Source organism: Asanoa ishikariensis (assembly GCF_900107455.1).
In the GTDB taxonomy this organism is placed as follows: domain Bacteria; phylum Actinomycetota; class Actinomycetes; order Mycobacteriales; family Micromonosporaceae; genus Asanoa; species Asanoa ishikariensis.
Genome location: NZ_FNQB01000009.1, coordinates 1 through 24479, shown reverse-complemented (window position 1 = coordinate 24479; position 24479 = coordinate 1). Strand labels below are relative to the sequence as shown.

Annotated in this window: 22 protein-coding genes and 1 pseudogene; 1 reads left to right on the top strand and 22 read right to left on the bottom strand. The window is 71.0% G+C overall.

Going from position 1 to position 24479, the window contains the following annotated elements:
• Positions 1-510: 510 nt before the first annotated feature.
• The 5 genes from tyrS to BLV39_RS42020 form a co-directional block, all read right to left on the bottom strand.
• Entirely contained in the window at positions 511-1770 is a 1260-nt protein-coding gene (gene tyrS, locus BLV39_RS42040; protein ID WP_090805182.1) for a tyrosine--tRNA ligase, read from the bottom strand.
• A gap of 42 nt (positions 1771-1812) precedes the next feature.
• Positions 1813-2454: an FKBP-type peptidyl-prolyl cis-trans isomerase gene (locus BLV39_RS42035; protein WP_090805184.1), complete on the bottom strand. Its 642-nt coding sequence runs from the start codon at positions 2452-2454 to the stop codon at positions 1813-1815.
• Between the two features lie 375 nt (positions 2455-2829).
• On the bottom strand, positions 2830-3510 hold the full coding sequence (locus BLV39_RS42030; RefSeq protein WP_090805179.1) for a hypothetical protein: 681 nt from the start codon (positions 3508-3510) through the stop codon (positions 2830-2832).
• Positions 3503-3862, bottom strand: coding sequence for a PadR family transcriptional regulator (locus tag BLV39_RS42025; RefSeq protein ID WP_090805176.1), 360 nt, complete (start codon positions 3860-3862; stop codon positions 3503-3505). Before BLV39_RS42025 ends, BLV39_RS42030 begins: the two co-directional genes overlap by 8 nt.
• 10 nt (positions 3863-3872) lie before the next feature.
• The gene (locus tag BLV39_RS42020) at positions 3873-5306 is read right to left on the bottom strand and encodes a DHA2 family efflux MFS transporter permease subunit (protein ID WP_090805173.1); all 1434 of its coding nucleotides are present in this window, start codon (positions 5304-5306) and stop codon (positions 3873-3875) included.
• Positions 5307-5395: 89 nt separating this feature from the next.
• On the opposite strand from BLV39_RS42020, the gene BLV39_RS42015 reads away from it, so the two are divergent.
• Positions 5396-5953, top strand: a complete 558-nt coding sequence (locus BLV39_RS42015) for a TetR/AcrR family transcriptional regulator (protein ID WP_090805170.1) — start codon at positions 5396-5398, stop codon at positions 5951-5953.
• Between the two features lie 44 nt (positions 5954-5997).
• Here BLV39_RS42015 and BLV39_RS42010 read toward each other — a convergent pair whose 3' ends face one another.
• The 17 genes and pseudogenes from BLV39_RS42010 to BLV39_RS41930 all read right to left on the bottom strand — a co-directional run.
• Positions 5998-7623: a glycoside hydrolase family 10-like protein gene (locus tag BLV39_RS42010; protein ID WP_090805168.1), complete on the bottom strand. Its 1626-nt coding sequence runs from the start codon at positions 7621-7623 to the stop codon at positions 5998-6000.
• Between the two features lie 124 nt (positions 7624-7747).
• Complete coding sequence (locus BLV39_RS42005; protein ID WP_239084148.1) at positions 7748-8356, bottom strand: DNA-3-methyladenine glycosylase; 609 nt, start codon at positions 8354-8356, stop codon at positions 7748-7750.
• 26 nt (positions 8357-8382) lie between these two features.
• Entirely contained in the window at positions 8383-9279 is an 897-nt protein-coding gene (locus tag BLV39_RS42000) for a hypothetical protein (protein WP_090805161.1), read from the bottom strand.
• A complete protein-coding gene (locus tag BLV39_RS41995; protein WP_090805159.1) occupies positions 9276-9689 on the bottom strand; it encodes a hypothetical protein in 414 nt (137 codons plus the stop codon). The genes BLV39_RS42000 and BLV39_RS41995 overlap by 4 nt, the downstream gene beginning before the upstream one ends.
• A 64-nt stretch (positions 9690-9753) precedes the next feature.
• Positions 9754-11196, bottom strand: coding sequence for an argininosuccinate lyase (gene argH, locus BLV39_RS41990; protein WP_090805156.1), 1443 nt, complete (start codon positions 11194-11196; stop codon positions 9754-9756).
• Positions 11197-11204: 8 nt separating this feature from the next.
• Positions 11205-12416 carry an argininosuccinate synthase gene (locus BLV39_RS41985; RefSeq protein WP_090805153.1) on the bottom strand — a complete coding sequence of 404 codons (1212 nt, stop codon included), beginning with the start codon at positions 12414-12416 and terminating at the stop codon, positions 11205-11207.
• Positions 12416-12919: an arginine repressor gene (locus tag BLV39_RS41980; RefSeq protein ID WP_090805151.1), complete on the bottom strand. Its 504-nt coding sequence runs from the start codon at positions 12917-12919 to the stop codon at positions 12416-12418. The genes BLV39_RS41985 and BLV39_RS41980 overlap by 1 nt, the downstream gene beginning before the upstream one ends.
• Positions 12916-13845 (bottom strand): ornithine carbamoyltransferase, encoded by a 930-nt coding sequence (gene argF / locus BLV39_RS41975; protein ID WP_090805148.1) that lies wholly within the window; start codon positions 13843-13845, stop codon positions 12916-12918. Before argF ends, BLV39_RS41980 begins: the two co-directional genes overlap by 4 nt.
• Positions 13842-14996, bottom strand: coding sequence for an acetylornithine transaminase (locus tag BLV39_RS41970; protein ID WP_090805146.1), 1155 nt, complete (start codon positions 14994-14996; stop codon positions 13842-13844). The genes argF and BLV39_RS41970 overlap by 4 nt, the downstream gene beginning before the upstream one ends.
• A complete protein-coding gene (argB, locus tag BLV39_RS41965; RefSeq protein ID WP_090805143.1) occupies positions 14993-15889 on the bottom strand; it encodes an acetylglutamate kinase in 897 nt (298 codons plus the stop codon). The genes BLV39_RS41970 and argB overlap by 4 nt, the downstream gene beginning before the upstream one ends.
• Positions 15886-17037 (bottom strand): bifunctional glutamate N-acetyltransferase/amino-acid acetyltransferase ArgJ, encoded by a 1152-nt coding sequence (gene argJ, locus BLV39_RS41960; RefSeq protein WP_090805141.1) that lies wholly within the window; start codon positions 17035-17037, stop codon positions 15886-15888. Before argJ ends, argB begins: the two co-directional genes overlap by 4 nt.
• Positions 17034-18035, bottom strand: coding sequence for an N-acetyl-gamma-glutamyl-phosphate reductase (gene argC / locus BLV39_RS41955; RefSeq protein ID WP_090805138.1), 1002 nt, complete (start codon positions 18033-18035; stop codon positions 17034-17036). Before argC ends, argJ begins: the two co-directional genes overlap by 4 nt.
• An 83-nt stretch (positions 18036-18118) precedes the next feature.
• Positions 18119-20935 carry a glycosyltransferase family protein gene (locus BLV39_RS41950; protein ID WP_090805135.1) on the bottom strand — a complete coding sequence of 939 codons (2817 nt, stop codon included), beginning with the start codon at positions 20933-20935 and terminating at the stop codon, positions 18119-18121.
• Positions 20936-20986: 51 nt separating this feature from the next.
• Positions 20987-22411 carry a hypothetical protein gene (locus BLV39_RS41945; protein WP_090805132.1) on the bottom strand — a complete coding sequence of 475 codons (1425 nt, stop codon included), beginning with the start codon at positions 22409-22411 and terminating at the stop codon, positions 20987-20989.
• The gene (locus BLV39_RS41940; RefSeq protein ID WP_090805130.1) at positions 22408-23433 is read right to left on the bottom strand and encodes an NAD-dependent epimerase/dehydratase family protein; all 1026 of its coding nucleotides are present in this window, start codon (positions 23431-23433) and stop codon (positions 22408-22410) included. The genes BLV39_RS41945 and BLV39_RS41940 overlap by 4 nt, the downstream gene beginning before the upstream one ends.
• 15 nt (positions 23434-23448) lie before the next feature.
• Complete coding sequence (locus BLV39_RS41935; protein WP_090805127.1) at positions 23449-24249, bottom strand: glycosyltransferase family 2 protein; 801 nt, start codon at positions 24247-24249, stop codon at positions 23449-23451.
• A pseudogene (locus BLV39_RS41930) lies at positions 24246-24479 on the bottom strand (nucleotide sugar dehydrogenase); the annotation flags it as partial. The pseudogene BLV39_RS41930 and the gene BLV39_RS41935, both read right to left, overlap by 4 nt.

The following is a 24479-nucleotide window of genomic DNA, read 5'->3' as shown; positions in this document are numbered from 1 at the left end:
ACCTGGCAACCATTATTAACGGATGCCAAAATCAATCACAATTGGCACTGGCTTATCAAACACCCTGTTGAGTTCTCAAAGAACAAACACACACCAAGAAACCGGCTCGTTTCCGAGCCCGTACCTTAGGGCTTTTGTTTAGCTCCCGTGTCCGGCGCTTCCGCGCTGGGCACTTTTACTACGTTACCCGGTCCGTTTGGCGTTGTCAACCCGGTGTTTCCCGGTTTGTCATGCCTTGGGCGGGTCCCCCGTCCGCAAGCGCGCAGCAGTCAACCCGCCGAACTCTTGCTTCAAGGGATTTGGTAGGCCGTCCGCTGCGGCTCTCGCCGCTCCGCGCCCGGTGCCCTACCGACTCGCAAACCTTACCCCGTCGGTTTCGCCTCACCAAATCGACCCGCTGTCCGGATCGTTCTGTGTTGCTCCCGCCGTGCAGAAAGAAAGATACGCAGCCCCCGAGATGATCGTCAAATCGGGGGGCTGCGTCCCGCGTCACATGATCAAAAGAGCGGTTCAGGAGACCCGCTCGACCCCGGCGAACGTGCGCTTTCCACGCCGCAGGACCAGGAAACGCCCGTGCAGCAAGGCATCCGCCGGCACGGTGGCCTCCACATCGGACACTCGCTCGTTGTTCACGTAGGCACCGCCCTCGGTGATCGCCCGCCGTGCCTCGTTGAGACTGCTGACCAGACCGGTGTCCCGGAACAGGGCGGCAACCGTCGGCAATTCACCCTGAAGCTCGACCAGACCCGCCTCCGCCAACGCGGAGCGCAGCGTGGCCGGCGCCAGATCGGCCAGCGACCCCCGCCCGAACAGCGCCTGACTGGCCGCGAGCACCTGGGCGGTCTCCGCCTCACCGTGCACCAACGTGGTCAGCTCCGCGGCCAGGGCCCGCTGAGCCTCCCTGGCACCCGGTCGCTCCGCTGTCGCCCGCTCGAGCTCCTCGAGCTCGGTGTGCGAGCGGAAGCTGAAGTAGCGCAGGTAGGACGTGACGTCCCGGTCGTCGGTGTTGAGCCAGAACTGGTAGAAGGCGTACGGGCTGGTCAGCCCCGCGTCGAGCCAGACCGACCCGCCCTCGCTCTTGCCGAACTTGGTGCCGTCGGCCTTGGTGATCAGCGGCGTCACGAAGGCGTGCACTGACCCACCACCCCGCCGGCGGATGTAGTCGACGCCGGCGGTGATGTTGCCCCACTGGTCGGAGCCGCCGAACTGCAGCGTGCAGCCGTGCCGCACGTGCAGCTCGTAGAAGTCGTGCGACTGGAGCAACTGGTAGGCGAACTCGGTGAAGCTGATCCCCGTCTCCAGCCGCGCCTTGACCACCTCGCGGGCCAGCATCCGGTTGACCGGGAAGTGCTTGCCCACGTCACGCAGGAAGCTGATGGCCGACATCGGCCCGGTCCAGTCGAGGTTGTTGACCAGAGTCGCCGCGTTGTCACCCTCGTAGGTGACGAACGGCCGCACCTGCTCGCGGATCTTCTCGACCCACCCAGCGATCACGTCGGGCGGGTTGAGCGTGCGCTCGCTGCTCTCCCGGGGGTCACCGATCTGGCCGGTGGCCCCACCTACGAGGAGCAGCGGCCGGTGCCCGGCGAGCTGCAGCCGGCGCGCTGTGAGCACCTGCATCAGGTGACCGAGATGCAGGCTCGGCGCCGTCGGGTCGAAACCGACATAGAACGTCACCTGCCCCGAGTCCAGATGCTTTCGCAGGTCGTCGAGGTCGGTGGAGTCCTGAAGCAGGCCCCGCCACAGCAGGTCGTCGATGAATTCGCTCACGCTTGGATTCTCTCGCACCGGTCCTCGGTGCTCACACCCGGTTTACTGCACCGCGAGCACGTCGACGACGAAGCGCAGCGCCCCGGCGGGGTAGCCGGCCGGCGGCTTGTCCCCGTACGCCATCGCTGCCGGGATGTCGAGCTGCAGCCGGCTGCCCTGCTTGGCGCCGAGCAGGCCCTTGTCCCAGCCCTGGATGACACTGCCGGAGCCGAGCTGCACCGGGAACGGCTGCCCGCTGTTCCAGGAGGCGTCGAACTCCTTGCCATCCGCGTAGGTGACACCCACGTAGTTGACGGTCACCGTCTGCCCGTTCTGCGCCGCGGGGCCCTTGCCCTCGATGATCGGCGTCACCTTGAGCGTGGTGACGGTGCCTTCGCCGGCCTTGACCTCCGGCTTGGTCTTGAGCGCCGGGTCGACGTCGGCCGGGATCCCGCCGGCCTGGGACTGCGCGGAGGCCGATGCCGTTGCTCCGGCGCTGGCCTGCGGCGTCTCCTTCTTGTCGTCGCCGCCCTGGACGAAGAGAACGATCGCTACCACGATCGCGACGACGGCCAGGCCCGCGAGAACAGTCGCCAGGCGCTGGCGGCTCTGCTTGGCCTTCGCCGCGCGCGCCTCGGCGGCCAGACGGGCAGCCTTGGCGGCAGCACGCCGCTCGTTCTTCGTCTCGGCAATCCGGTTGCTCACGGTGAATTCGTCCTCACGGATGGTGTCCGGCCGGCCCGGACCGCTCAGGACACGGTACCGGCGTCGGCTGAGCACCGGTACGGCCAAACCCGGCCAAGTCCGATTGAGAATCCATGCCGTCTCACCAGTCACTCGGGTTTGGTCTCCGGGGCTCTGCCCCGGTCCCCGGCCGGACTTCGGAGATCCTGGTGTGCGGGTGGATCTCCTCGCCGGGCTGCGCTTACGGCACCAGGATCTCCGGGTGGGGACAAGGTCGTTCGTCCGGTGGGGCGCTCCACCTTGTCCCCACCCGGAGATCCTGGTCTCTGGGCTACGCCCGGCGAGGAGATCCACCCAATGGTCGCGGTCGTTCGTGGTGAGGGTTCGTGTCGGTGGTCAGGCTTGGATGGCCGGTTGGGCTTCGACGAGCGAGCCCCAATCGCGTAACGCCCAGCGGCGGGCCAGGACTATGGCGCCTGCTAGCGCTGCGCCGACCAGGCCGCATTCGATGGCCAGGACCGGTAGGGCGTTGCTGTAGTTGACGGTGGCCGCGAAGGCCATCGTGATCGGCGTGGCGATCGCTCCGGCCAGCGGCACGAGCAGCGCCATCGCGAGCACTGTTCTCGGCATGGCTGGCAGGTGGCGGAGGCGGAACCAGACCGTGAGCAGGGACGACAGGACGACCAGCAAGGCCAGGACGGCGTACGTCGCGACCACCGCGCCGATGTCCGGCTCGTCCGACGGCGGCGCGGTTGGGCCCGAGATGTAGCCGTAGAGCAGCGCGTAGGCGAACGCCACCCCGGGCAGCGCGCCGACCAGCGCGGTCAGCAACAGGCGGTCGAACTCGTAGGGGACCCGCTCGACGCCTGCCTCGTCGGCCAGCCGCCGGGCGAAGCCGCGCACGTCCGTGCCGAGGAGCTCTGTGGCGGCGACGCCCTCGGTCGCTGCCGAGGTCAGGTCGTCGCGCAGGTCGCGGCTCAGCCTGGCCACGTCCGCGCGCCGGACGTGCAGTCGGCGCCACTCGCGTTCGGCCGATCGGACCGTCTGGTCGATCGTCCACTGCTGGGACTCATTCATGGCCGCCTCCGGAGGTGTCTGCGATGGTCGCGTTGACGGTGGTGACGAAGCTCTGCCACTGCTGCCGCCAGGCACCCAGCCGGTGGTGGCCGGCTGGGGTGACCTTGTAGACCTTGCGGCGCGGACCGCTCGGGCTCTCCTGCACCTCGTCCTCGACCAGGCCGAGTCGGCGCATGCGGGTCAGCAGCGGATAGACCGTGCCGTAGCCGCCGGCGTCCAGGCCCGCCTCGTCGAGGCGGCGGACGAGCTCGTAGCCGTGCGCGGGCTCCTTGGACAGGAGCGCCAGCATGCACATGTCGAGGGCGCCGCGTAGCAGTTGGGTTTGCCGTTCGCCGCCCTCGACAGGTGTCATGCGAGACATACTAGTGAGAGCTATTAGGTGTCGTCAAATACCGGCGACCAGGGAGCAGCAGGCCGGCCACTGCGGCCGCGCCGACCACCGCCGCGCCGACCAGGACCGCGGGGACCAGGCCGTCCACGTACGACGTACCGCTGGCGTAGCTGCCCTGGCTCGCGAAGACCGAGGCCAGCGCGGCCACACCGACCGCTACACCGAACTCGCGGACCATGTTGAGCGTTCCCGAGGCCATGCCCTGGGACCCGGGATCGACGCTGCCCAGCGCCACCGTGCTCAGCGGGGCGAAGGTCAGGCCCATGCCGATGCCGGCGAGCACGAACGCGGGGACGAGCGAGCCGAAACCGACGTCCACCGTCGAAACCAGTGCGATCCAGAGCAGGCCGAGAGCCAACAGCACCTGGCCGAGCACGATCAGCACCCGGCTGCCGACGCGCCCGACCAGCAGGCCCGCGATCGGCGCGACGATCATCGGCGCCGCGGTCCAGGGCAGCGTGCGCACGCCGGAGCCGAACGGGCCGAGACCCTGGACCACCTGGAAGAACTGGGCCAGCAGGAAGACCGAGCCGAACACACCTACCGAGAACAGGAACGCCACGACGTTGACCGCCGAGAATGCGCGGGAGCGGAACAGGCGGAGCGGCAGCATCGGTTCCGGCGCACGGCGCTCCCAGGCGACGAAGGCCGCGAGCAGCACGAAGCCGGCGATCAGCGTGCCGAGCACCGACAGCGACGTCCAGCCGTCGTCCGAACCGTGCACCACGCCCCAGATCAGGCCGAACATGCCGAGCGAGACCAGCACCAGGCCGATCGGGTCCAGCCGCTTGGCGCTCCCCCGCGACTCGGTCAGCACCAGCCGCACCACCACGATGGCCAGCACGCCGATCGGCACGTTGAGCCAGAAGATCCAGGTCCAGTGCAGGCCTTCGGCGACCGCGCCGCCGACCACCGGGCCGACCGCCACGCCGAGGCCGCTGATCCCGCCCCAGATGCCGATCGCGGCGTTGCGCATCCGCTCGGGTACGGCCGCCGCCAGCAGCGTCAGCGACAGCGGCATCACCATGGCGCCGCCGACGCCCTGCACCGCGCGGGCGGCGGTGAGCATCCACGGCTCCGTGGCGAGTGCGCACGCCGCCGACGCGAGGGTGAACAGCGCGATGCCGGCGACGAAGAGCCGGCGCCGGCCGATCCGGTCGCCGATCGCGGCGGCCGTGAGCAGCAGGGCCGCGAACGGCAGCGTGTACGCGTTGACGAACCAGGACAGGTCGCTCAGCGAGGCCCCGATCTCGGTCTTGATCACCGGCAGTGCCGTGGTCACGACCAGGTTGTCCAGCGTGACCATGAACATCGGCACGCCGACCGCGATCAGGACCCAGGCCAGCGACCGGGACCTCGGCCGGGCTCCCGGCGCGGCGGCCACGGGTGTGGCGGTAGTGGTCATGGTGGTGCCCCCCTTGTTGTTATCGACTGATAACTTAGAAAGTAGTTATCGACTGATAACCTGTCAACAGCAGATGTGAGGAGCGCACCGTGACACGTACCCGGCTGACCGCCGCCGAGCGCACCGAGCAGCTCGTCGACGCGGCGATCACCGCCTTCGCCAAGGGCGGCTACGCGGGCACCACCACCGACGACGTCGCCCGGCTGGCCGGGGTCTCCCAGCCGTACGTGATCCGCCTCTTCGGCTCGAAGCACGCCCTGTTCATCACCGTGATCACCCACGTCAGCGACCGGATCCAGCAGGTCTTCCGGGACGCCGCGCCGGCGGAGGGCGCGCGGCTCGGCGACCTGGCCGACGGGTTCGACCGCCTGCTGGCCCAGCGCTACCTGCTGCCGGTGCTGCTGCACGGCTTCGCCGCGGCCAACGCCGACGACGAGATCGGCCGCACAGCCCGCGCCTGCTACGGCAACATCTTCACGCTGGTGCGCGAGCTCACCGGGGCGTCAGCCGAGGAGGCGGCCGACTTCATCTCCAAGGGCATGCTGCTGACGGTGCTCGCCTCGATGCGGGTGATCGGCCCCGACCCGGTCGAGCAGACGCCGTGGATGACCGAGATGATCAGCACGTTCGGTGACCACACGCACTGACCGCCCCGGCGCGAGAAGCACGCGGGCGGTCAGCGGGAAGAGGCTCAGAACACCGGCATCGGCAGCCCGGGGCTCTCGTTCCACAGCCGGTCCAGCGCGGTGACCACGTACGTGTAGCGCCGCCCGGCCTGCGCCGTGTCATCCACATAGGACTCGGAGCCGCGCACCGTGCCGATCAGATGGTCCGCGTCGGCGCGGTCGCAGGTGTTCGGAATCCGCGTCCCGTCGAACCGGTAGACCGCGTACGAGGTGGCCTTGCCGAACGGCCCGATCCCGTTGGCCGGCTGCCGCCAGCGCAGGGTGACCGCCCCCGCGCCGTCACGGCTGGCGGACGTGACGACCGGGAACAGCAACGGCTTGGCCGGCAGGTGGCTCATCGTCGGCACCAGGGCTGGGTGGGCGTAGTGCTCGGCCGCGTAGATGTCGGTCGCACCGAGCTTGTTGGCCCGCACCTGCACCGCGCTGAAGTGCACGTGCCCGGAGACGTTGTAGTCGCGGGCGAACGCCAGGTGGTCGGTCATCTCGCGGGGGTCGTTCCAGTTGGTGTCGGCGTTGGCCGCGATCTTGTAGTCGGCCTCACCGATGTAGAGCTGCACGTCGGTGCCGCTGACCACATCGGACCACCACGGGATCAGCTTCGCGTAGTCGGCGACGGTGAACCCGATGCTCCAGTAGATCTGCGGCACGATGTAGTCGATCCACTCCTCCTTGACCCACTTGCGGGTGTCGGCGGAGATGATGTCGTACGACTGCGAGCCCGCCGTGTCGGAGCCCAGCGGGTCGGCCGTCTTGTTGCGCCAGATGCCGAACGGGCTGATGCCGAACTTCACCCACGGCTTGACCGCCTTGACGGCCGTGCCGAACTCCTGGACGAGCAGGTTGATGTTGTCGCGCCGCCAGTCCGCCTTCGAGGCGAAGCCCCGGTTGTACGCGGCGAACGTCGCGTCGTCGGCGAAGTCCTGGTTGGCCGCCGGGTACGGGTAGAAGTAGTCGTCGAAGTGCACGCCGTCGAGGTCGTAGCGCGCCACGGCGTCGAGCATCGCCGTCTGCACGAACGCCCGCACCTCGGGGATGCCGGGGTTGTAGTAGAGCCGGGCGCCGGCCGCGTTGATCGGGTAGGGCAGCACCCAGTCAGGGTGCTGGCGCACCGGGTGGTCGGGCGCGAGCTTGTTGATGTCGACGCCGGCGCCGTCGGGCATCGACACCCGGTACGGGTTCATCCAGGCGTGGAACTCGAGGTTGCGCTTGTGCGCCTCGTCGATCACGAAGGCCAGCGGGTCCCAGCCCGGGTCCTGGCCACGTGTGCCGGTGAGGAACTCCGACCAGGGCTCGTGCGGCGACGGCCAGAACGCGTCGGCGGTCGGCCGGACCTGCACGATGACGGCGTTGTGGTTGAGCCGCTGGGCCAGGTCGAGCCAGCCGAGATATTCGGCCTTCTGCGCGGCGATCCGGTCCGGCGCGGTCTGCGACGCCTTGGTCGGCCAGTCGATGTTGACCACCGACGAGATCCACATCGCCCGGAACTGCCGCTTGGGCGCGGCCGGGTTGGTGACGCACGTCGCGGAGCCCGTGGTCAGGGCCGCGGAGGCCGGCGCGGGCGCGACGACGGCCAGCAGCGAGAGGGTCAACGTCGCGGCGCCGAACGCCGCGCTGAGTCTGCGAGCCACCATGCGCGCGTACCTCCGTGAAGATTTCCGTCATCAGGCCTGTCGCACTGAAGGAAATCTTCAGGCCCAGACGGATCGAAAGCAAGACCTTCGTGGATGTCCGTCCAGGATAGGCGGCCGAGGTGGGCTATTCGCCGCGTTTGCGGGGCACGTGCCGCCGGTAGGTGCTGACCGTCGGGTCATCGGCGATCCAGAACCGCCACTCCAGGTCGTGCGCGCCGGTCACGCCGACCCGCGGGCCGGCCGCGATCGCGGCGGTGGGCACGCGCTTGGGACCCCGGGCCAGCCGCACCGGACTGGCCGGGTCGAACAGGTCCAGCCCGTACGCGGAGCGGCCGATGCCCAACGCCGAGCAGAGCCGGGCCGGGCCGCGGGCGAGGTCGACGTCGCGCCGGACCGCGGTGCGCCGGGCGCGGGCGGCGTCGAGCCCGGACACCACCTCGCCCGCCCGCAACAGCACCGCCGAGGCCAGCCCGGGCGGGCCGGTGACGACGTTCATGCACCAGTGCATGCCGTAGGTGAAGTAGACGTACGAGAACCCGGCCGGCCCGAACATCACGGCGTTGCGGTTGGTCCGGCCCCGGTGTGCGTGCGAGGCGGGGTCCTCCCCCGTGCCCGCGTAGGCCTCGACCTCGGTCAGGCGGACCGTCACACCGCCGGCGGTCAGGTGGCAGCCGAGCAGGTCGCGCGCCGCCTGTTCGCCGCCCCTGGTCAGCACGTCTCGCAGATCTTTCACCAGGCGATCAGATCACAGCGCCACCGTCACCGACCGGGAGCGACGAGCTCCACCCGCAGGCCAGGTTCGTCCCGCAGGACGAGCGCGGAGGTGTGTTCGGCCCGCTTCCAACCCTCGGGCAGCAGGAACCACCGCCCGCCGCCGTGGGCCAACAGCCGCAGTCCCGTGTACCTGAACCGCAGGCTGCCGTTCGGGGCGAGCGTCTGGCTCGTGATCCCGGGGCCGGAGAGGCGGAGGTCCTCGGTGCTGAACAGGACCACGCCCGGACGTCGGGTCAGGTCGCCGGCCCAGGCGTCCGCCGCGAGCTGGCCGGAGCGCTGCGCGGACGCGGCGCAGCCCCAGAAGCACCCGAGCAACGCGGCGACCGTCGCCACACCCCGACGGCTCAGCGTCCACCGCCGGTCCTCGCTCGCGGGTCCGCCGGCGAGCCCGACCGCCAGGGCTCCGGACAGCAGGCACCAGGCACCGACCAGGGCGATCCGGTACGACGCGTCGGTGAAGACGACCGCCACGCCGAAGAGGATCGAGAGCCCGATGACCACGGCGAGGATCTGGGTGACCGACCTCGCGCGGTCCAGGTCCCGGGCGCGCAGCCGGTCAAGGCTGTACGAGCCCGCGACGACCACCGCCGCGGTCAGGGCGACGACCGCCGCGGGCCGGAACGCCACGCCGGCGCTGCGCAGCACGTAGTCCTGCGCCGAGTAGCCCAGCAACCGCTGGTCCACGCCGAACTGACCGAACAGGGCACCGGTGCGCACCCAACCGAAGTAGTAGAGCAGGCCGGTCACCACGGCCATCGGCGCGACGGCCATGGCCAGGGTCTCGGCGGCCTGCCGGAGGGTCGACGACGGTTCGGCCTCGGTGGACGCCGGCGGGACGGTCACCACCGGGCGGTGGCTCGTCGTGGTCGCGCCCACCGTCACCGGCCGGCCGCGAGGCAGCGGGCGCGCCAGTAGTCCGCGGCGGCGTCGGAAGAAGCCCAGTCGTAGCCGGTCAGCGCGCGCAACCGGAGAAGCGGATCAGCGGGAAGACCGGTGAGTCGGTCGACGCGGTCGTCGGTGGGCGCCAGCGTGCGACGCTCAGCAGCGACGGCCCGGTCCAGGTATCCGGTTATCTCGTCCGCCTGGCCGGCAGGTTGTCGTTCGTCCGGCGACACGGACGGACAGCCGACCACGGCGACCCCGGGGATCTCCGAACCGGGCTGCGACTCGGCGTGCCCCGCCGCGACCGCGACGAGGACCGCGGCGCAGGCGAGGAGCACAACCAAGATCAACTGAAGGACACGCTTCGAGGGACGCGGCAGCGACCGCGCGCGTCCCTCGGAGTCGGTCATGTCCGACATTGTGGCAACGCTCGTGATCGCCGACCACAAGGTCACCCGAACGGCGACGTTCTGGTCAGCGCGGGACGACGCGTTGCGCCGTCCACTCCCGCCAGGTCTCCAGCTTGTCCTGCACCGACGCGAGCTGGTCGGCGACCGGACCCGGGCCCGTCGAACCCGGCGTCGTGCGCGACGCGAGCGCCGACTCGACCGTCAGCACCTGCCGCACCTCGGGCGTCAGCAGCGGGCTGACCTTCTGCAGGTCGTCGTCGGAGAGCTCGTCGAGCGCGCAGTCGCGGGCCTCGCAGAGCGACACCAGCTTGCCGGTGATCTCGTGCGCGTCGCGGAACGGCACGTGCTTGCGGACCAGCCAGTCGGCCACCTCGGTGGCCAGCGTGAACCCGACCGGTGCGGCGGCGGCGAGCCGGTCGGCCCGTACCGTCATCGTCGAGATCATCCCGGCCAGCGCCGGGAGCAGCAGTTCCAGCGTGTCGACCGCGTCGAAGACCGGCTCCTTGTCCTCCTGCATGTCCCGGTCGTAGGTCAGCGGCAGGCCCTTGAGCATGGTCAGCACCGTGACAAGGCCGCCGATGAGCCGGCCGGACTTGCCTCGGGCCAGCTCCGCGATGTCGGCGTTCTTCTTCTGCGGCATGATCGACGAGCCGGTGGCGAACGCGTCGTCGAGCTCGACCCAGCCGAACTCCTGCGAGGTCCACATCACGACCTCCTCGCCGAGCCGGGACAGGTGCACCCCGGCCAGCGCGGTGACGAACAGGAACTCCGCGGCGAAGTCGCGGTCGGCGACGGCGTCCATCGAGTTGGCCGCCGACGTGGTGAAGCCGAGCTCCTTGGCGACCACCACCGGGTCCAACGGCAGCGACGAGCCGGCCAGCGCGCCGGCGCCGAGCGGCGAGATCGCGGTGCGCTTGTCCCAGTCGCGCAGGCGGTCGAGGTCGCGCAGCAGCGGCTGGACGTGTGCCAGCAGCCAGTGCCCGAAGCTGACCGGCTGAGCGTGCTGCACGTGGGTCATCCCCGGCGCGGGCGTGCTGACGTGTTGCGCGGCCTGCTCGACCAGAGCGTCGGCCAGCTCGACCAGCCGGGCGGCCACCCCACGCGCATGATCGCGCAGGTACAGCCGCAGGTCGGTGGCGACCTGGTCGTTGCGGGACCGGCCGGCGCGCAGCTTGCCGCCCAGCGTGCCGAGCCGCTCCAGCAGGCCGCGCTCGAGCGCGGTGTGCACGTCCTCGTCCTCGACCGTCGGCCGGAACGACCCGGAGGCGCAGGCCGCCTCCAGGTCGTCGAGCGCGGCCAGCATCTGGCCGAGCTCCTCCGCGTCGAGCAGGCCCGCGTACGCGAGCACCCGGGCGTGCGCCCGGGACGCCGCCAGGTCGTAGGGGGCGAGCCGCCAGTCGAACTGGACGCTCACCGACAGGCGGGCGAGGGCCTCCGCGGGGCCGCCGGCGAACCGGCCGCCCCACAGGCTCGTGCGCGAAACAGACTGATCGGTCACGGACACCATTCTGTCGGTCACGCCGACGGGCCGCCCAGCCGGGCGTCCCGGGCGGCCGCCATGCGCGACGGCAGGCCCCAAAGCTGGACGAAGCCCTTGGCCAGCGACTGGTCGAAGGTGTCGCCGGTGTCGTACGTGGCCATGCCGAAGTCGTAGAGCGAGGACTCCGAGCGCCGGCCGGTGACGACCGCGCGGCCGGCGTGCAGGGTCAGCCGCACCTCGCCGCTGACGTACTTCTGGGTGTCGTCGATGAACGCGTCCAGCGACGCCTTGAGCGGCGAGAACCACAGGCCGTCGTAGGCGAGCTCGGCCCAGCGCTGGTCGACGCTCTTCTTGAAGCGGGCCACGTCGCGCTCGACGGTGACGGCCTCCAGCTCCTGGTGCGCGGTGATCAACGCGATCGCGCCCGGAGCCTCGTACACCTCGCGGCTCTTGATGCCGACCAGCCGGTCCTCGACCATGTCGAGGCGGCCGATGCCCTGCGCACCGGCGCGCCGGTTGAGCTCGGCGACGGCCTGGAACGGCGTCACGGTCTCGCCGTCGATCGCGACGGGCACGCCGGCGTCGAAGGTGATCACGACCTCGTCGGCGTCGCGCGGCTCGGCCGGGTTCGCCGTGTACGAGTACACGTCCTCGATCGGGCCGTTCCAGATGTCCTCCAGGAAGCCCGTCTCGACGGCGCGACCCCACAGGTTCTGGTCGATGGAGTACGGCGACTTGGCCGACACGTCGATCGGCAGGCCCTTCTCCTCGGCGTACGCGATGGCCTTGTCGCGGGTCCACGCGAAGTCCCGGGCCGGCGCGACCACCTTGAGCTCGGGCGCGAGCGCGCCCAAGCCGACCTCGAAGCGCACCTGGTCGTTGCCCTTGCCGGTGCAACCGTGCGACACGATCGTGCCGCCGTGCTTACGCGCCGCGGCGACCAGGTGCTTGACGATCAGCGGCCGGGACAGCGCGGAGACCAGCGGGTAGCGGTCCATGTAGAGCGCGTTGGCGCGGATCGCGGGCAGGCAGTAGTCGGCCGCGAACTCGTCGCGCGCGTCGATCACCTCGGACTCGACCGCACCGCAGTCGATCGCCCGCTGGCGGATGACGGCCATGTCCTCACCGCCCTGGCCGACGTCGACCGCCACCGCGATGACCTCGGCACCGGTCTTCTCGGCGAGGTACGGAATGGCGACGGAGGTGTCGAGACCTCCGGAATATGCGAGGACGACGCGCTCGGTCATCAGTTGCTCCCTTCGAGTGGTTCTCCGGCCCAGCCGGATAGCTTGTCGGCCAGTGCCGCGCCGCCCATGGCATCGCGGGACACGACGAGGATGGTGTCGTCGCCGGCGATGGTGCCGACGACCTCGGGCAGCCCGGTCCGGTCCAGCGCGCTGGCCAGGAACTGCGCGGCGCCCGGCGGGGTGCGCAGAACGGCGATGTTGCCGCTCGCGTCGACACCCGTGAGCAGCTCGCGGAGCAGCCGGATCAGCTTGGCCGAGCCGGCCTCCGCGTCGCGCAGCGGGCGCAGCCCGTCTTCCGGGATCACGTACGCGGCCGGCCCGTCGGCTCCGCGCACCTTGACCGCGCGCAGCTCCTCCAGGTCGCGGGACAAGGTGGCCTGGGTGACCACGAGCCCGTCGCCGGCGAGCAGCTCGGCGAGCTCGGTCTGCGACCGGATCGCCTTGGCCCTGATCAGGTCGACGATCCGGGCGTGCCGCGCGGCGCGGGTGACCGGGGAGGTCATACCGACTCCTCGATCAGGTACGCGAGCAGTGCCTTCTGCGCGTGCAGCCGGTTCTCGGCCTGGTCCAGCACCGCGCTCTGCACCCCGTCGAGCACCTCGTCGGTGATCTCGTCGCCCCGGTGTGCGGGCAGGCAGTGCAGCACGACCGCGTGCTTGGCGGCCTCGGCGACCAGGTCGGAGTCGATCCGGTACGGCAGGAACGGCGTCATCCGGTCCTGGCCGTCCTCCTCCTGGCCCATCGAGGTCCAGGTGTCGGTGGCCACCACGTCGGCGCCTCGCACTGCCACGTAGGGGTCGGTCATCGTGCGCACCGACCCGCCGGTCTTGGCAGCGATCTCGGTGGCCCGCTCGAGCACCGCGGGGTCGGGCGTGTGTGCGTCGGGCCCGGCGACCCGCACGTGCATGCCGGCGGTGGCACCCGCCAGCAGGTACGAGTGGGACATGTTGTTGGCCGTGTCGCCCAGGTAGGCCAGCACCCGCCCCTGCGTGCCGCCGCACCGTTCGCGCACGGTCAGCAGGTCGGCCAGGAGCTGGCACGGGTGGAAGCCGTCGGTGAGCGCGTTGACCACGGGCACGGTCGCACCGGACGCGAGCTCCGCGAGGTGGCTGTCGGCGAAGGTCCGCACCACGATGGCGGAGACGTAGCGGGACAGCACCCGGCCGGTGTCCGCGGCGGTCTCGCCCCGGCCGGAGTGGGTGCCGCCGCTGTCGATCACGATCGGGTTGCCGCCGAGCTCCGCGATGCCGGCCGCGAACGACACCCGCGTGCGCAGGCTCTGCTTGTCGAACAGCACGGCCACCGAGCGCGGCCCTTCCAGCGTCCGGTACTTGAACCGGTCGGCCTTCATCGCGGCGGCGAGGTCGAGCACGGCCGACTGCTCGGCCGGCGAGAGGTCGTCGTCGCGGAGGAAATGCCGGGGGTTCATGCGAGCACCTTGGCTAGGGCCGCGACGAAGGCATCGGCCTGGTCGGCGGTCAGGATCAGGGGTGGCGCCAGCCGGATCACGTTGGGCTGGACGGGGTTGACCAGGAAGCCGGCGTCGCGCAGGCCGTCGGCCAGGTCTTTCGAGGCGGGCGACGTGAGCACGATGCCGAGCAGCAGGCCGGCGCCGCGCACCTCGCCGACCAGGGGGTGGTCGAGCGCCTCGATGCCGCGGCGCAGCCGCTCGCCGACCCGCTTGACCGAGTCGAGCAGGCCCTCGTTGGCGATCGTGCCGATCACCGCGAGCGCGGCGGCGCAGCTCACCGGGTTGCCACCGAACGTGGTGCCGTGCAGGCCCGGCGCGAGCAGGTCGCCGGCCGCGCCGAACGCGACGCAGGCACCGATCGGCAGGCCGCCGCCGAGGCCCTTGGCCAGCGTGATGGCGTCGGGCTCGACGCCGTCGGCCTGGTGCGCGAACCAGTGCCCGGTGCGGCCGATGCCGGTCTGCACCTCGTCGAGCACCAGCAGCGCGCCGTGCCTGGTGGTGATCTCCCGGGCCGCGGCCAGGTAGCCGGGCGGCGGGACGACCACGCCGTTCTCGCCCTGGATCGGCTCCAGGATGACCATGGCGGTCGCGTCGGTGACGGCGTCGGCCAGCGCGGCGGCGTCGCCGAAGGGCACGTGGGTGACCTCGCCGGGCAGCGGCCGGAACGGGTCGACCTTGGCCGGCTGCCCGGTCAGCGCCAGCGCGCCCATCGTGCGGCCGTGGAAACCACCGACGGTGGCCACCACGTGGTCGCGGCCGGTCAGCCGGGACAGCTTGAAGACCGCCTCGTTGGCCTCGGCGCCGGAGTTGCTGAAGAACACCCGACCGGGCCGGCCGGCCAGCGCCAGCAGCAGCTCGGCCAGCGCGACCGGCGGCTCGGCGACGTAGAGGTTGGAGACGTGGCCGAGCGTGCCGATCTGCCGGCTGACGGCCTCGACCACCGCGGGGTGCGCGTGGCCCAGGGCGTTGACCGCGATCCCGCCGAGCATGTCGACATAGGACTTGCCGGCCTCGTCGGTGAGCACCGCACCGGAGCCGCGCACCAGCGCCAGGGGCGGGGTGCCGTAGTTGTCCATCATGGACCGCTGCCAGCGGTCGACCAGAGTCATGACGCGTTCACCACCATGGTTCCGAAACCCTCCGACGTGAACACTTCGAGCAACGTGGAGTGGGCGACCCGACCGTCGACCACGTGCGCGGCGGGCACCCCGCCACGCACCGCGCGCAGGCACGCCTCCATCTTCGGCACCATGCCCGCGGCGAGCGTCGGCAGCAGGGCTTCGAGGTCGGTGGCGGTGATCTGGGAGACCAGGCTGGCGGTGTCGGGCCAGTCGGCGTAGAGGCCGGGCACGTCGGTGAGCACGACCAGCTTGCGCGCCTCGAGCGCGATCGCCAGGGCGGCCGCCGCGGTGTCGGCGTTGAGGTTGTGCAGCACCCCGTCGACGTCCGGCGCGACGGTGGAGATGACCGGGATCCGGCCGGCGGCGATCAGGTCGTCGACCGCCGAGGTGTCGACCGTGGCCACGTCGCCGACCTGGCCGACGTCGACCGCCTCGCCGTCGACGAAGGCCGAGCGGCGCACGGCGGTGAACAGCCGGGCATCCTCGCCGGAGAGCCCGACCGCGTACGGGCCGTGCTCGTTGATCAGCCCGACCAGCTCGCGGCCGACCTGGCCGACCAGCACCATCCGCACGACGTCCATCGCCTCGGGCGTGGTGACCCGCAGGCCGCCGCGGAACTCGGTGACGATGCCGAGCCGGCCGAGCATGGCGGAGATCTGCGGCCCGCCGCCGTGCACGACGACCGGCTTGAGGCCGGCGTAGCGGAGGAACACCATGTCGGCCGCGAACGCCCGCTGGAGCTCCGGGTCGATCATCGCGTTGCCGCCGTACTTGACCACGACGGTCGCGCCGTGGAACCGGGCCAGCCACGGCAGAGCCTCGATCAGCGTGGCCGCCTTGACCTGCGCGTCGCTCAGGTCGCGCGAAAGCGATGCGGTCATGTCGAGTACGCCGAGTTCTCGTGCACGTACCCGTGCGAAAGGTCGTTGGTCCAGATCGTCGCGGTGGCGGTCCCGGCGTGCAGCGCGACCCGGACGGTCACGTCCCGCCCCGACAGGTCCACCTTGGAGCGATCCTCTGCCGCCGAGCCGGAGCGGCAGACCCACACCCCGTTGACGGCGACGTCCAGCTCGTCGGGATCGAAGGCGGCGGCCGTCGTGCCGACCGCGGCCAGGATCCGGCCCCAGTTGGGGTCGTTGCCGAACAGCGCGGTCTTGACCAGGTTGTTGCGGGCGATGGACCGCCCGACCTCCACCGCGTCGTCGTCGGACGCGGCGGAGGTCACCTCGATCGCCACCTTCTTGGTCGCACCCTCGGCGTCGTCGACAAGCTGCTCGCACAGGTCGCGACAGGCGGCGGTGACGGCCTCGGTCAACTCGTGCGTCGAAGGCGAAACCCCCGACGCGCCGCTGGCCAGCAGCAGCACCGTGTCGTTGGTCGACATGCAGCCGTCGGAGTCGACCCGGTCGAAGGTGAGCCGGGTGGCCGCGCGCAGCGCCACGTCGAGCGTCCGCGCGTCGGCGACCGCGTCGGTGGTCAGCACGCAGAGCATGGTGGCCATGGCGGGTGCCAGCATGCCGGCGCCCTTGGCCATCCCGCCGACCGTCCAGCCGCCGCCGTCGACCACAGTGGACTTCGGCCTGGTGTCGGTGGTCATGATGGCCCGCGCCGCCGCGTCGCCGCCGTCGGCCGCGAGCCCTTCGAGGGCCGCGGTGACGCCCGGCAGCAGCTTGTCCATCGGCAGCCGTTCGCCGATCAGGCCGGTGGAGCAGACCGCGACCTCGCCCGCCCCGATCGCCAGGCCCGCCGCGACGTGCTCGGCGGTGGCGTGGGTGTCCTGGAAGCCGAGCGTGCCGGTGCAGGCGTTGGCGCCGCCGGAGTTGAGCACGACCGCGCGCACCACTCCCCCGCGCACGACCTGCTGCGACCAGAGCACCGGCGCGGCCTTGACCCGGTTGGCGGTGAAGACACCGGCCACCGCCGCGGCGGGACCGTCGTTGACGACAACCGCGACGTCGTCGTTGCCACTGGCCTTGAGGCCGGCGGCAACACCGGAAGCACGGAACCCTTGGGGAGTAGTAACAGTCACGGCATGACTCCGAAGGCGGACAGGCCGGTGGTCTCCGGCAGGCCGAGCATGAGGTTGGCGCACTGCATGGCCTGGCCGGCGGCGCCCTTGCCGAGGTTGTCGAGGGCGCTGACCACGATCACCCGGCCGGAGTCGCGGTCGAGCGTGGCCTGGAGGTGGCAGGCGTTGGAGCCGAGGGTGGCCGCGGTGCGCGGGAACACGCCCTTCGGCAGCACCCGAACGAAGGGCTCACCGGCGTACGCGGCGGCGAGCACGTCGGCCGCGTCGGCGGTGCCGGTCGGCCGCGCCGTGACGGTGGCCAGGATGCCGCGCGGCATGGGCGCGAGCAGCGGCGTGAACGAGAGCGAGCGGGCGCCGGTGGCCTGCTTGATCTCCGGAACGTGCTGGTGCGCGCCGGTCTTGTAGGTGGACAGGTCGCCCATCACCTCGGTGGCCAGCAGGTGTGTCTTGGCGGCCCGGCCGGCGCCGCTGGTGCCGGAGGCGGCCACCACGACGACGTCGTCGGCCTCGACCGCGCCGGCGGCGACCAGCGGCGCGAGCGCCAGCGTGATCGTCGCGGCGTAGCAACCGGTGTTGGCGACCCGCGTCGCGGCGGCGATCGCGGCCCGCTGACCGGGCAGCTCGGGCAGCCCGTAGGTCCAGGCACCCGCGTGGGGGCCGCCGTAGTAGCTCTCCCAGGCCGCGGCGTCGGTCAGCCGGTGGTCGGCGCCGAGGTCGACGACCTTGACCGAGTCGGGAAGCTGGGCCGCCAGGGCCGCCGACTGGCCGTGCGGCAGGGCGAGGAACACCAGGTCCGCGTCGGCCAGCACGGCCGGGTCGGTCGCCGAGAGGGTCAGGTCCAGGCCCGCGAGCTGCGGGTGCACGGCCGACAGGGCGGAGCCGGCCTGACTGTGCGCGGTAGCGGCGACGAGGTCGAGCTCTGGGTGCCCGGCGATCAGGCGGACCAGCTCACCGCCCGCGTATCCACTCGCTCCGGCCACCGCGACCCGGATGCCCATGTGCACCTCCGCATGTCTATGCGGTAAACGCTAGCAGCAGGCGTTCGCTCAACGCAAGATCATGCAGTCGGATGTATGGTCAATCACGCGGATGGGGGACGGCGGCGGATCAACACCCCGATCCAGATGCCCAGCAGCACGATCAGCGCGGCACCGGAGATCCAGGCGCCGACGTTGTGCATCGGCACCCGATAGCCCAGGCGCACCGTGTGGGTGCCGGCCGGCACCGCCACCGCGACCAGGCCGTTGTCGGCCGGGACCAGAGTGGCGGGTGCGCCGTCGACGGTGACACCCCAGCTCCCCTGCAAGGCGTCCGCGACGACCAGGTAGCCCGCGCCCTGCGCGTCGACCCGGGCCGTGATGTCGTCGGTGCCGTCCTCCGTCACGGTGACCGTGGCGGGCTTGCCCTCCGGCGCGATCGTGGGCGGGCCGTCCAGCACCACCTCGTCCGGCCGCAACGTGCTGCCGGTCAGCGCGGTCATCCTGGCCCGCGCGCCGGAACCGACATACACCTCGCTGGCCCACCGGATCCGGGGCAGCGCGGTCTTCCGCTCCCAGATCGTCGAGTTGCCGGCGTACACCAGCTTGATCCCGTCGTCCGCCGGCACCACGGTCGACACGGCCGGCCGCCCGCCGATCGCGGCGACGGTGACAGGTGCGGTCGACGTGTTCGTGAAGACCGCGGTCAGCGGCGTGCCGGCCGGGATGTCCTCGCCGCCGATCGGGATGTTGATCGGCGCTTCCTGCAACGGGAGCACCACACGGCTGGCCTTCGCCAACTCCGTGCCGGCCGCGTCGCGGATGCTGACGTCGATGCGGGTCCGGGCGAGCCCCGCGCCCGGCCAGATGATCGCCAGACCGCGAATCGGTCCTTTGACCTTCAGCGGAACGGCCACCGGTTGGCCGGGCTCGAGCGTGGCCGTGGAACCGTCACCGTTCTCGACCCGCTTGGCACCGAAGATCGTCCCCCACGGTGCGGTCACGAAGTACCGCACGGACAGGCGGTCGAGCACCGGGCTCCGCACCATCTCATCGGTGTCCGGCAGGCGCAACAGGGTGCTGCCGAAGAGCTCACCCGGAAGTCCCTGCACGGTCTGGGCGAACCGGCTGTCGAAGAACGCCTCGCCGGTGAGCGAACGCAGCTCGGCCTCGCTGTCGGCACCCGGGTACATGCCGCGGGCGGCCGCCGCGAAGCGCTCGTGACCGATGTTGGCGGCCAGGTAGCGGTGCACGTCGGTCTGCGGGTACCAGGTGTCCCGGTCCGGCCTCGGCCAGTACGCGTTGACGGTGGTCAGCGCCTGGCCGACGAGCAGCAACGGCAGGATGGCCGCGGCGCCGACGACGAGCGCACGGCGCCGCCCGACCGCCGGCCGGGAGCCGGATCGCCACAACACCCGGACCGCGAGGGCGGCGATGCCGATGATGGCCAGTCCCGCGCCGGCGCGCACGGCGAAGCCGGCGACGCTGAGCACGGTGCCGGAGGCGGCGCGCCAGCCCTCGAACACCGTCAGCGGGATGAAGACCAGCCCGAGCACGCCCACGCCGATGGCCCAGGCCCGCGGCCGGCCGGTGAGAGCCTGGTCGGGCGCGACCGGGCCGGTCGCGCCCACTGTCGCCTTGGCCTTCCGCAGCACTATCTCGAAACCGACCGCGACCAGCACCGCGACGAGGAAGCCCAGCACCGCGCGGGCCCGGCCGACGAAGTTGTCCGCGAACAGCACCGGCAGCTTCTGCAGCGCCTCCAGCGGCAGTCCGCCGAGATAGATCAGCAGGAACCAGCCGGCGGTGGCCGCCACCAGGTAGGTCCACACGCCGCGCGGCAGGAAGGCGCGGGCCTGCCCGGGCAACGCCACCGCGACGAGGAACAGCACGAGCCCGGCCGCGCCGATGTACGAGAGCGACTCGACCGCGTTGTGCTTCAGCACGAAGTCGTTCACCCGGCCGAGTGCCCACGGCGCCCACGAGGTGATCAGTGCGGCCGGGTCGAGGTGGTCGGCCCCGGTCTGCCCGCGGCCGCTCAGCCGCGCGTGCCGCATCGCCGCCGCGAACGGAAGAAGCTGGATCGCGGTGATCATCACGGCGCCCACCAGTGCGCCCACGGCGCCGAGCACCGGTGCGAGTGCCGTCGCCCGCCCCCGGGCCAACGCCCGCACCAGCAGGTACGCGCCCGCGGTCAGCACCGTGTAGCCGGTGACGGCGGGAAAGCCGCCGAAGAGCATGGCCGCCAGGGCCATCGCGAGCAGCGCGCCGTCACGCACCCGCCGCTCCGTGACCAGTCGCTCCGTGGCCCAGAAGACCACAGGGATGAACGCGGCGACCCGCGTCTGCGGCCAGTTGGTCCAGACGATCATGAAGGCGCTGCTGCAGAACGCCAGACCGCCAAGCCACGCGGCGGCCTTGCCGAGCCGCAGCCGGCGCAGGAACAGATAGGTGCCGCCGGCCGCGACCAGGATCTCCAGCAGCTTGATGAACGCCGGCGCGACCGACGCCGGCAACACGTACGTCGGCAGCGTCAGCGGAGACAGGAGAGCGAAGTTCGGCGTGGCGCCGAGGGTGCCGCCGCCGGCGACGTACGGGTTCCAGGCCGCGATCCGGCCGTGCCGCAGTTCCTCGGCGAACAGCGACGTGCTGGGCAGCACCGAGGCCACGACGTCGTTGGCGATCTTGTTGGTGACCAGGTCCGGCTCCGCCGCGCTGACGTACGGACTGCTGTCCGCGAGCAGGTCGGTGTTGGCGAACGTGGTCAGGCCGAGCAGTGGCGTGCCGATGCCGACCACCGCGAACAGCACGACGGCCAGCAACGCGACCCGGTCGACGATTCGGCCCGCGCGCGGCTCGGACGGCGGTGCGTCCGGGCTGTCGGAGTCGCCCTCAGCCTCGGTCAGGGTGCTCGGTCGCATTGTTAATGGCCCCGTAATATGCAGCTTCGCCTGGTTCACCCCAGATCGGGATCACCGTAGTCGTTCGCACGGGACGTGGACTCTCCCGTACGGCATTTGTCTCGGTCCGGACAGAACGTCCACGCTATCGAGGCTCGGATTGTCCCGGCACTGGTGGGTCCGCCGGTCGACCTGGGCCGTCCAACTGCGGACTTCGGTGCGGTCCGGGTAGTCAACGCGGTAGTTGGCGACGGACAGGTGGACGACCAACCCGAGGAGCACGACCAACGGCACGTACGAGGCGAGCCCGCGACGGCCACCGGCCGGCGGGTCGTCGGGCGGAGCCGCGTCCTGCGGCCGGAGCAGCGCGACCACGACCGTGATCAGCAGGAAGCTCGGCGCCACGAGATAGCGGTCGGGCACCTTGCCCATCGCGACGATCTCCGTCGCGAACAGTCCGAGCGCGTAGGCGAAGGCGAGCGCGGCGAACAGCCAGGCCGGCCGCAACGCGCGCCAGAACGCGACCAGCACGGCGGCGACGAGCACCAGCCACGCGACGACCCACAGCCACGGATGAGCGGAGATCGTCCGCAGCACCGTCTCGCCGAGGAAGGTGGCTGGCACCGCGAGTCTGCGGAAGCTCCCGATCACCCAACCCGGGTCGGCCCGGGTCTCACCGATGCCGGCGCGGGTCGCGGCTCCGCTCGCCAGGCCCAGCACCTGCACGACCACACCGCCGGCCGTGGCGAGGGTCAGCCACAGGCTGTCGCGGTCGCGGCGCAGCGCCAGCCGCAGCAGGGCGAGCGGCACGAGCGCGAGCGCGAGGATGGTGGTCAGCGACACCATGGCCAGGACGACCGGTCCGCCGACCTTGCCGATCCGGCCCTTGGCGACGTACACGAGCAGCCAGAACCCGGTGTAGAGCGCGGCGAACTGCAGGGTGGCGACGTTGTTGACGGCCTGTCCGTTGGCGACCCACTGGAGCACGATCGGCGCCGCCACCGCGAGGCGGAGCAGCGGCCGGCGGAAATGGCCGGCACTGGCCTGGTAGACGACCGCGGCCATGGCACAGGTCGTCGCGATCGCGAACAACGTGTTGACCACTGCCCACCACGAGACCGGGAACAGCGTCGTGATCTCGGCCAGCAGGCGCGGGTAGAGCAGGTAGTAGCCGTTGACCGGCGTGGTGATCGCGTCGAGAGGTCCCGCGCCGACGGCGTCATCGAGGAAGTCGGCGCCGTCCTCGGCCCACACCGTGTCGAACGCACCCGCACCCGGCGTACGGAAGGCCAGGTAGACGGCGGCCGCGACGAGCACCACGACCCAGACCGCGCGCCGCCGCCGACGGGACTGCTCCGCGGTCACGGGGAACAAGGCGTCGCGCAGCCTGCTCGCCAGGCTCGGGGAAGGCGGCCGGTCTTGAGCGGACCCGACGACCGGCAGCGCGGTAGGCGCCGCCGGATCGTCGGACTCGACCCGGTCGTGCCGGATGATCACAGCCGGCCGTCACGCACCGCTTGGGTGACCCACGGAATGACCTCCTCGAGCATGGTGTCGAGGCTGGTGGTGGCCTCGAAACCGAGTACGTCGCGCGCCTTCGCCACGTCGGGCACGCGCTTCTGCACGTCGTACTCGAAAGGATCGTCCGACACGAAGCGGAACGGGACGTCGGGGCCCTTGATCTTGTGCCAGATCACTGCGGCCAGGTCGAGCACCGTGGTGGACTCGGCGGTCGAGAGGTTGAAGTCGTCGTTCGTCGCGGCCTCGTGCTCCATCGCCACGACGATGCCGCGGGCCAGGTCGCCACCGTAGGTGTAGTGCCGGACCTGGTCACCGGAGCCGAGGATGTGCAGCGGGTCCTGACCCTTGACGATCTTCTGCACGAGGTCGGGCACGACGTGCGACATGGCCAGCTTGACGTTGCCGGAGAGCACCTCGGCCTCGCCCAGCGCGCGGCCCTCACCGACGCCGACGCAGTTGAACGGCCGCACGATCGTGTACGGAAGCTTGTACTGGTCCCAGGCCGCGCGGGCGTAGTACTCCACCGCGAGCTTCTGGAAGCCGTAGGACGACAGCGGCGGCGGCACCGTGCGCTCGTCGCCCTCCTTGCTCGGCCAGGTCTGCGTCGACTCGAACACCATCGAGGACGACAGGTAGGTGACCTTCTTGAGCTTGCCGTCGCGGTGCGCCGCGATGGCCGCGTCGCACGACGAGGCCATGATCCGCTCGTTGGTCGCCAGCAGGTCGTACGCGTAGGCGTGGAAGTAGGAGATGCCACCGATCATCGCCGCGCCCGCGATGAAGTGGTCGCAGTCGGAGAGCAGCTTGGTCATCAGGTCGACGTCACGCGCGTCGCCCTCGACGAAGTGGTAGCCCGGGTGGTTGTCGTAGCTGTGCGAGACCGGTCCGTACTTGGAGAAGTTGTCGACGCCGACGACCTCGTGCCCGCGGCCGAGCAGTTCCTCGACCACGTAGCCGCCGATGAAGCCCGCCGAACCGGTTACCAGAACCTTTGCCACTGCTAGCGCTCTCCTCTACCGGGCATCCTGAAACTCGTTGGCCGACGATTCCTGCGCCGCGGCGCGGCGCTGCGTGGGCAGGCCAGCGGGCCGGCGTGCGGCGAGCCGCTCGGACGTCAACCGGCGACCATACGCGAAGAAATACCAACGCAGGTAACCAGGCATGAAACGTCCGAGATCGAACTGGGACTCGCCGAGTTGGCGGTCGAGCCAGATGGTCGGGATCTCCGCGACCGGGCGGCCCAGCCGGGTCGCCTTGGCGGTCAACTCCAGGCCGATCTCGAAGCCGGTCCGGGACTCGATGCCCACCTCGCGGACGAACTCGGTGTCGTACGCCTTGAAGCTGTTGGTGGCGTCGCGGGTGCCCGCCCGGGCGAAGATGTGCAGCGTGCGTCCCGCCCAGCGCGACAGCATCCGCTTGAACCTCGGCCCACCGACCTGCTGACCGCCGGGCATGTAGCGGGACGCCGCGGCGACCACCACGCCACGCTCGACCAGCCGGGCCAGCTCGTCGATCTGCCGCGGATCGTCACAACCGTCGGCCATCGTCACCACGGCCACCGGCGCCTGCGCGGCGGCGATGCCGAACCGGATCGCGTTGGCCGGCCCACGCCCGTAGGTGTTGAGCACGGCGCGGACCCGCGGATCCTTGCGGGCGATCTCCTGCGTGTACGGCACCGTGGTGTCCTCGGGCATGTCGTGCACGACCAGGATCTCGGCGGGCAGCAGCACCTCGCGCAGGATCCGGTCGAGACAACGGACGATGTTCTCGCCCTCGTTGTAGACCGGAATGACAACCGAGACCCGGGGCTTCATACGCGCACGCCCTGCCCGGTCAGCCCCCACATGTCGATCACCGGTTTATCGGTGTCCACAGTGGCGTAATCCGGGTGCGGCGCGGCGATGACCAGCAGATCGGACCGTTTCAGGACCTCGTCGTACGGGGTGAGCCGGTCGTCGACGACGTACGGGTCGGTGCACAGCGTCTCGCGGGTCTTCATCATCAGGATCTTGCGCAGCTTGTACGCCAGGCTCTCGCGCGGGTC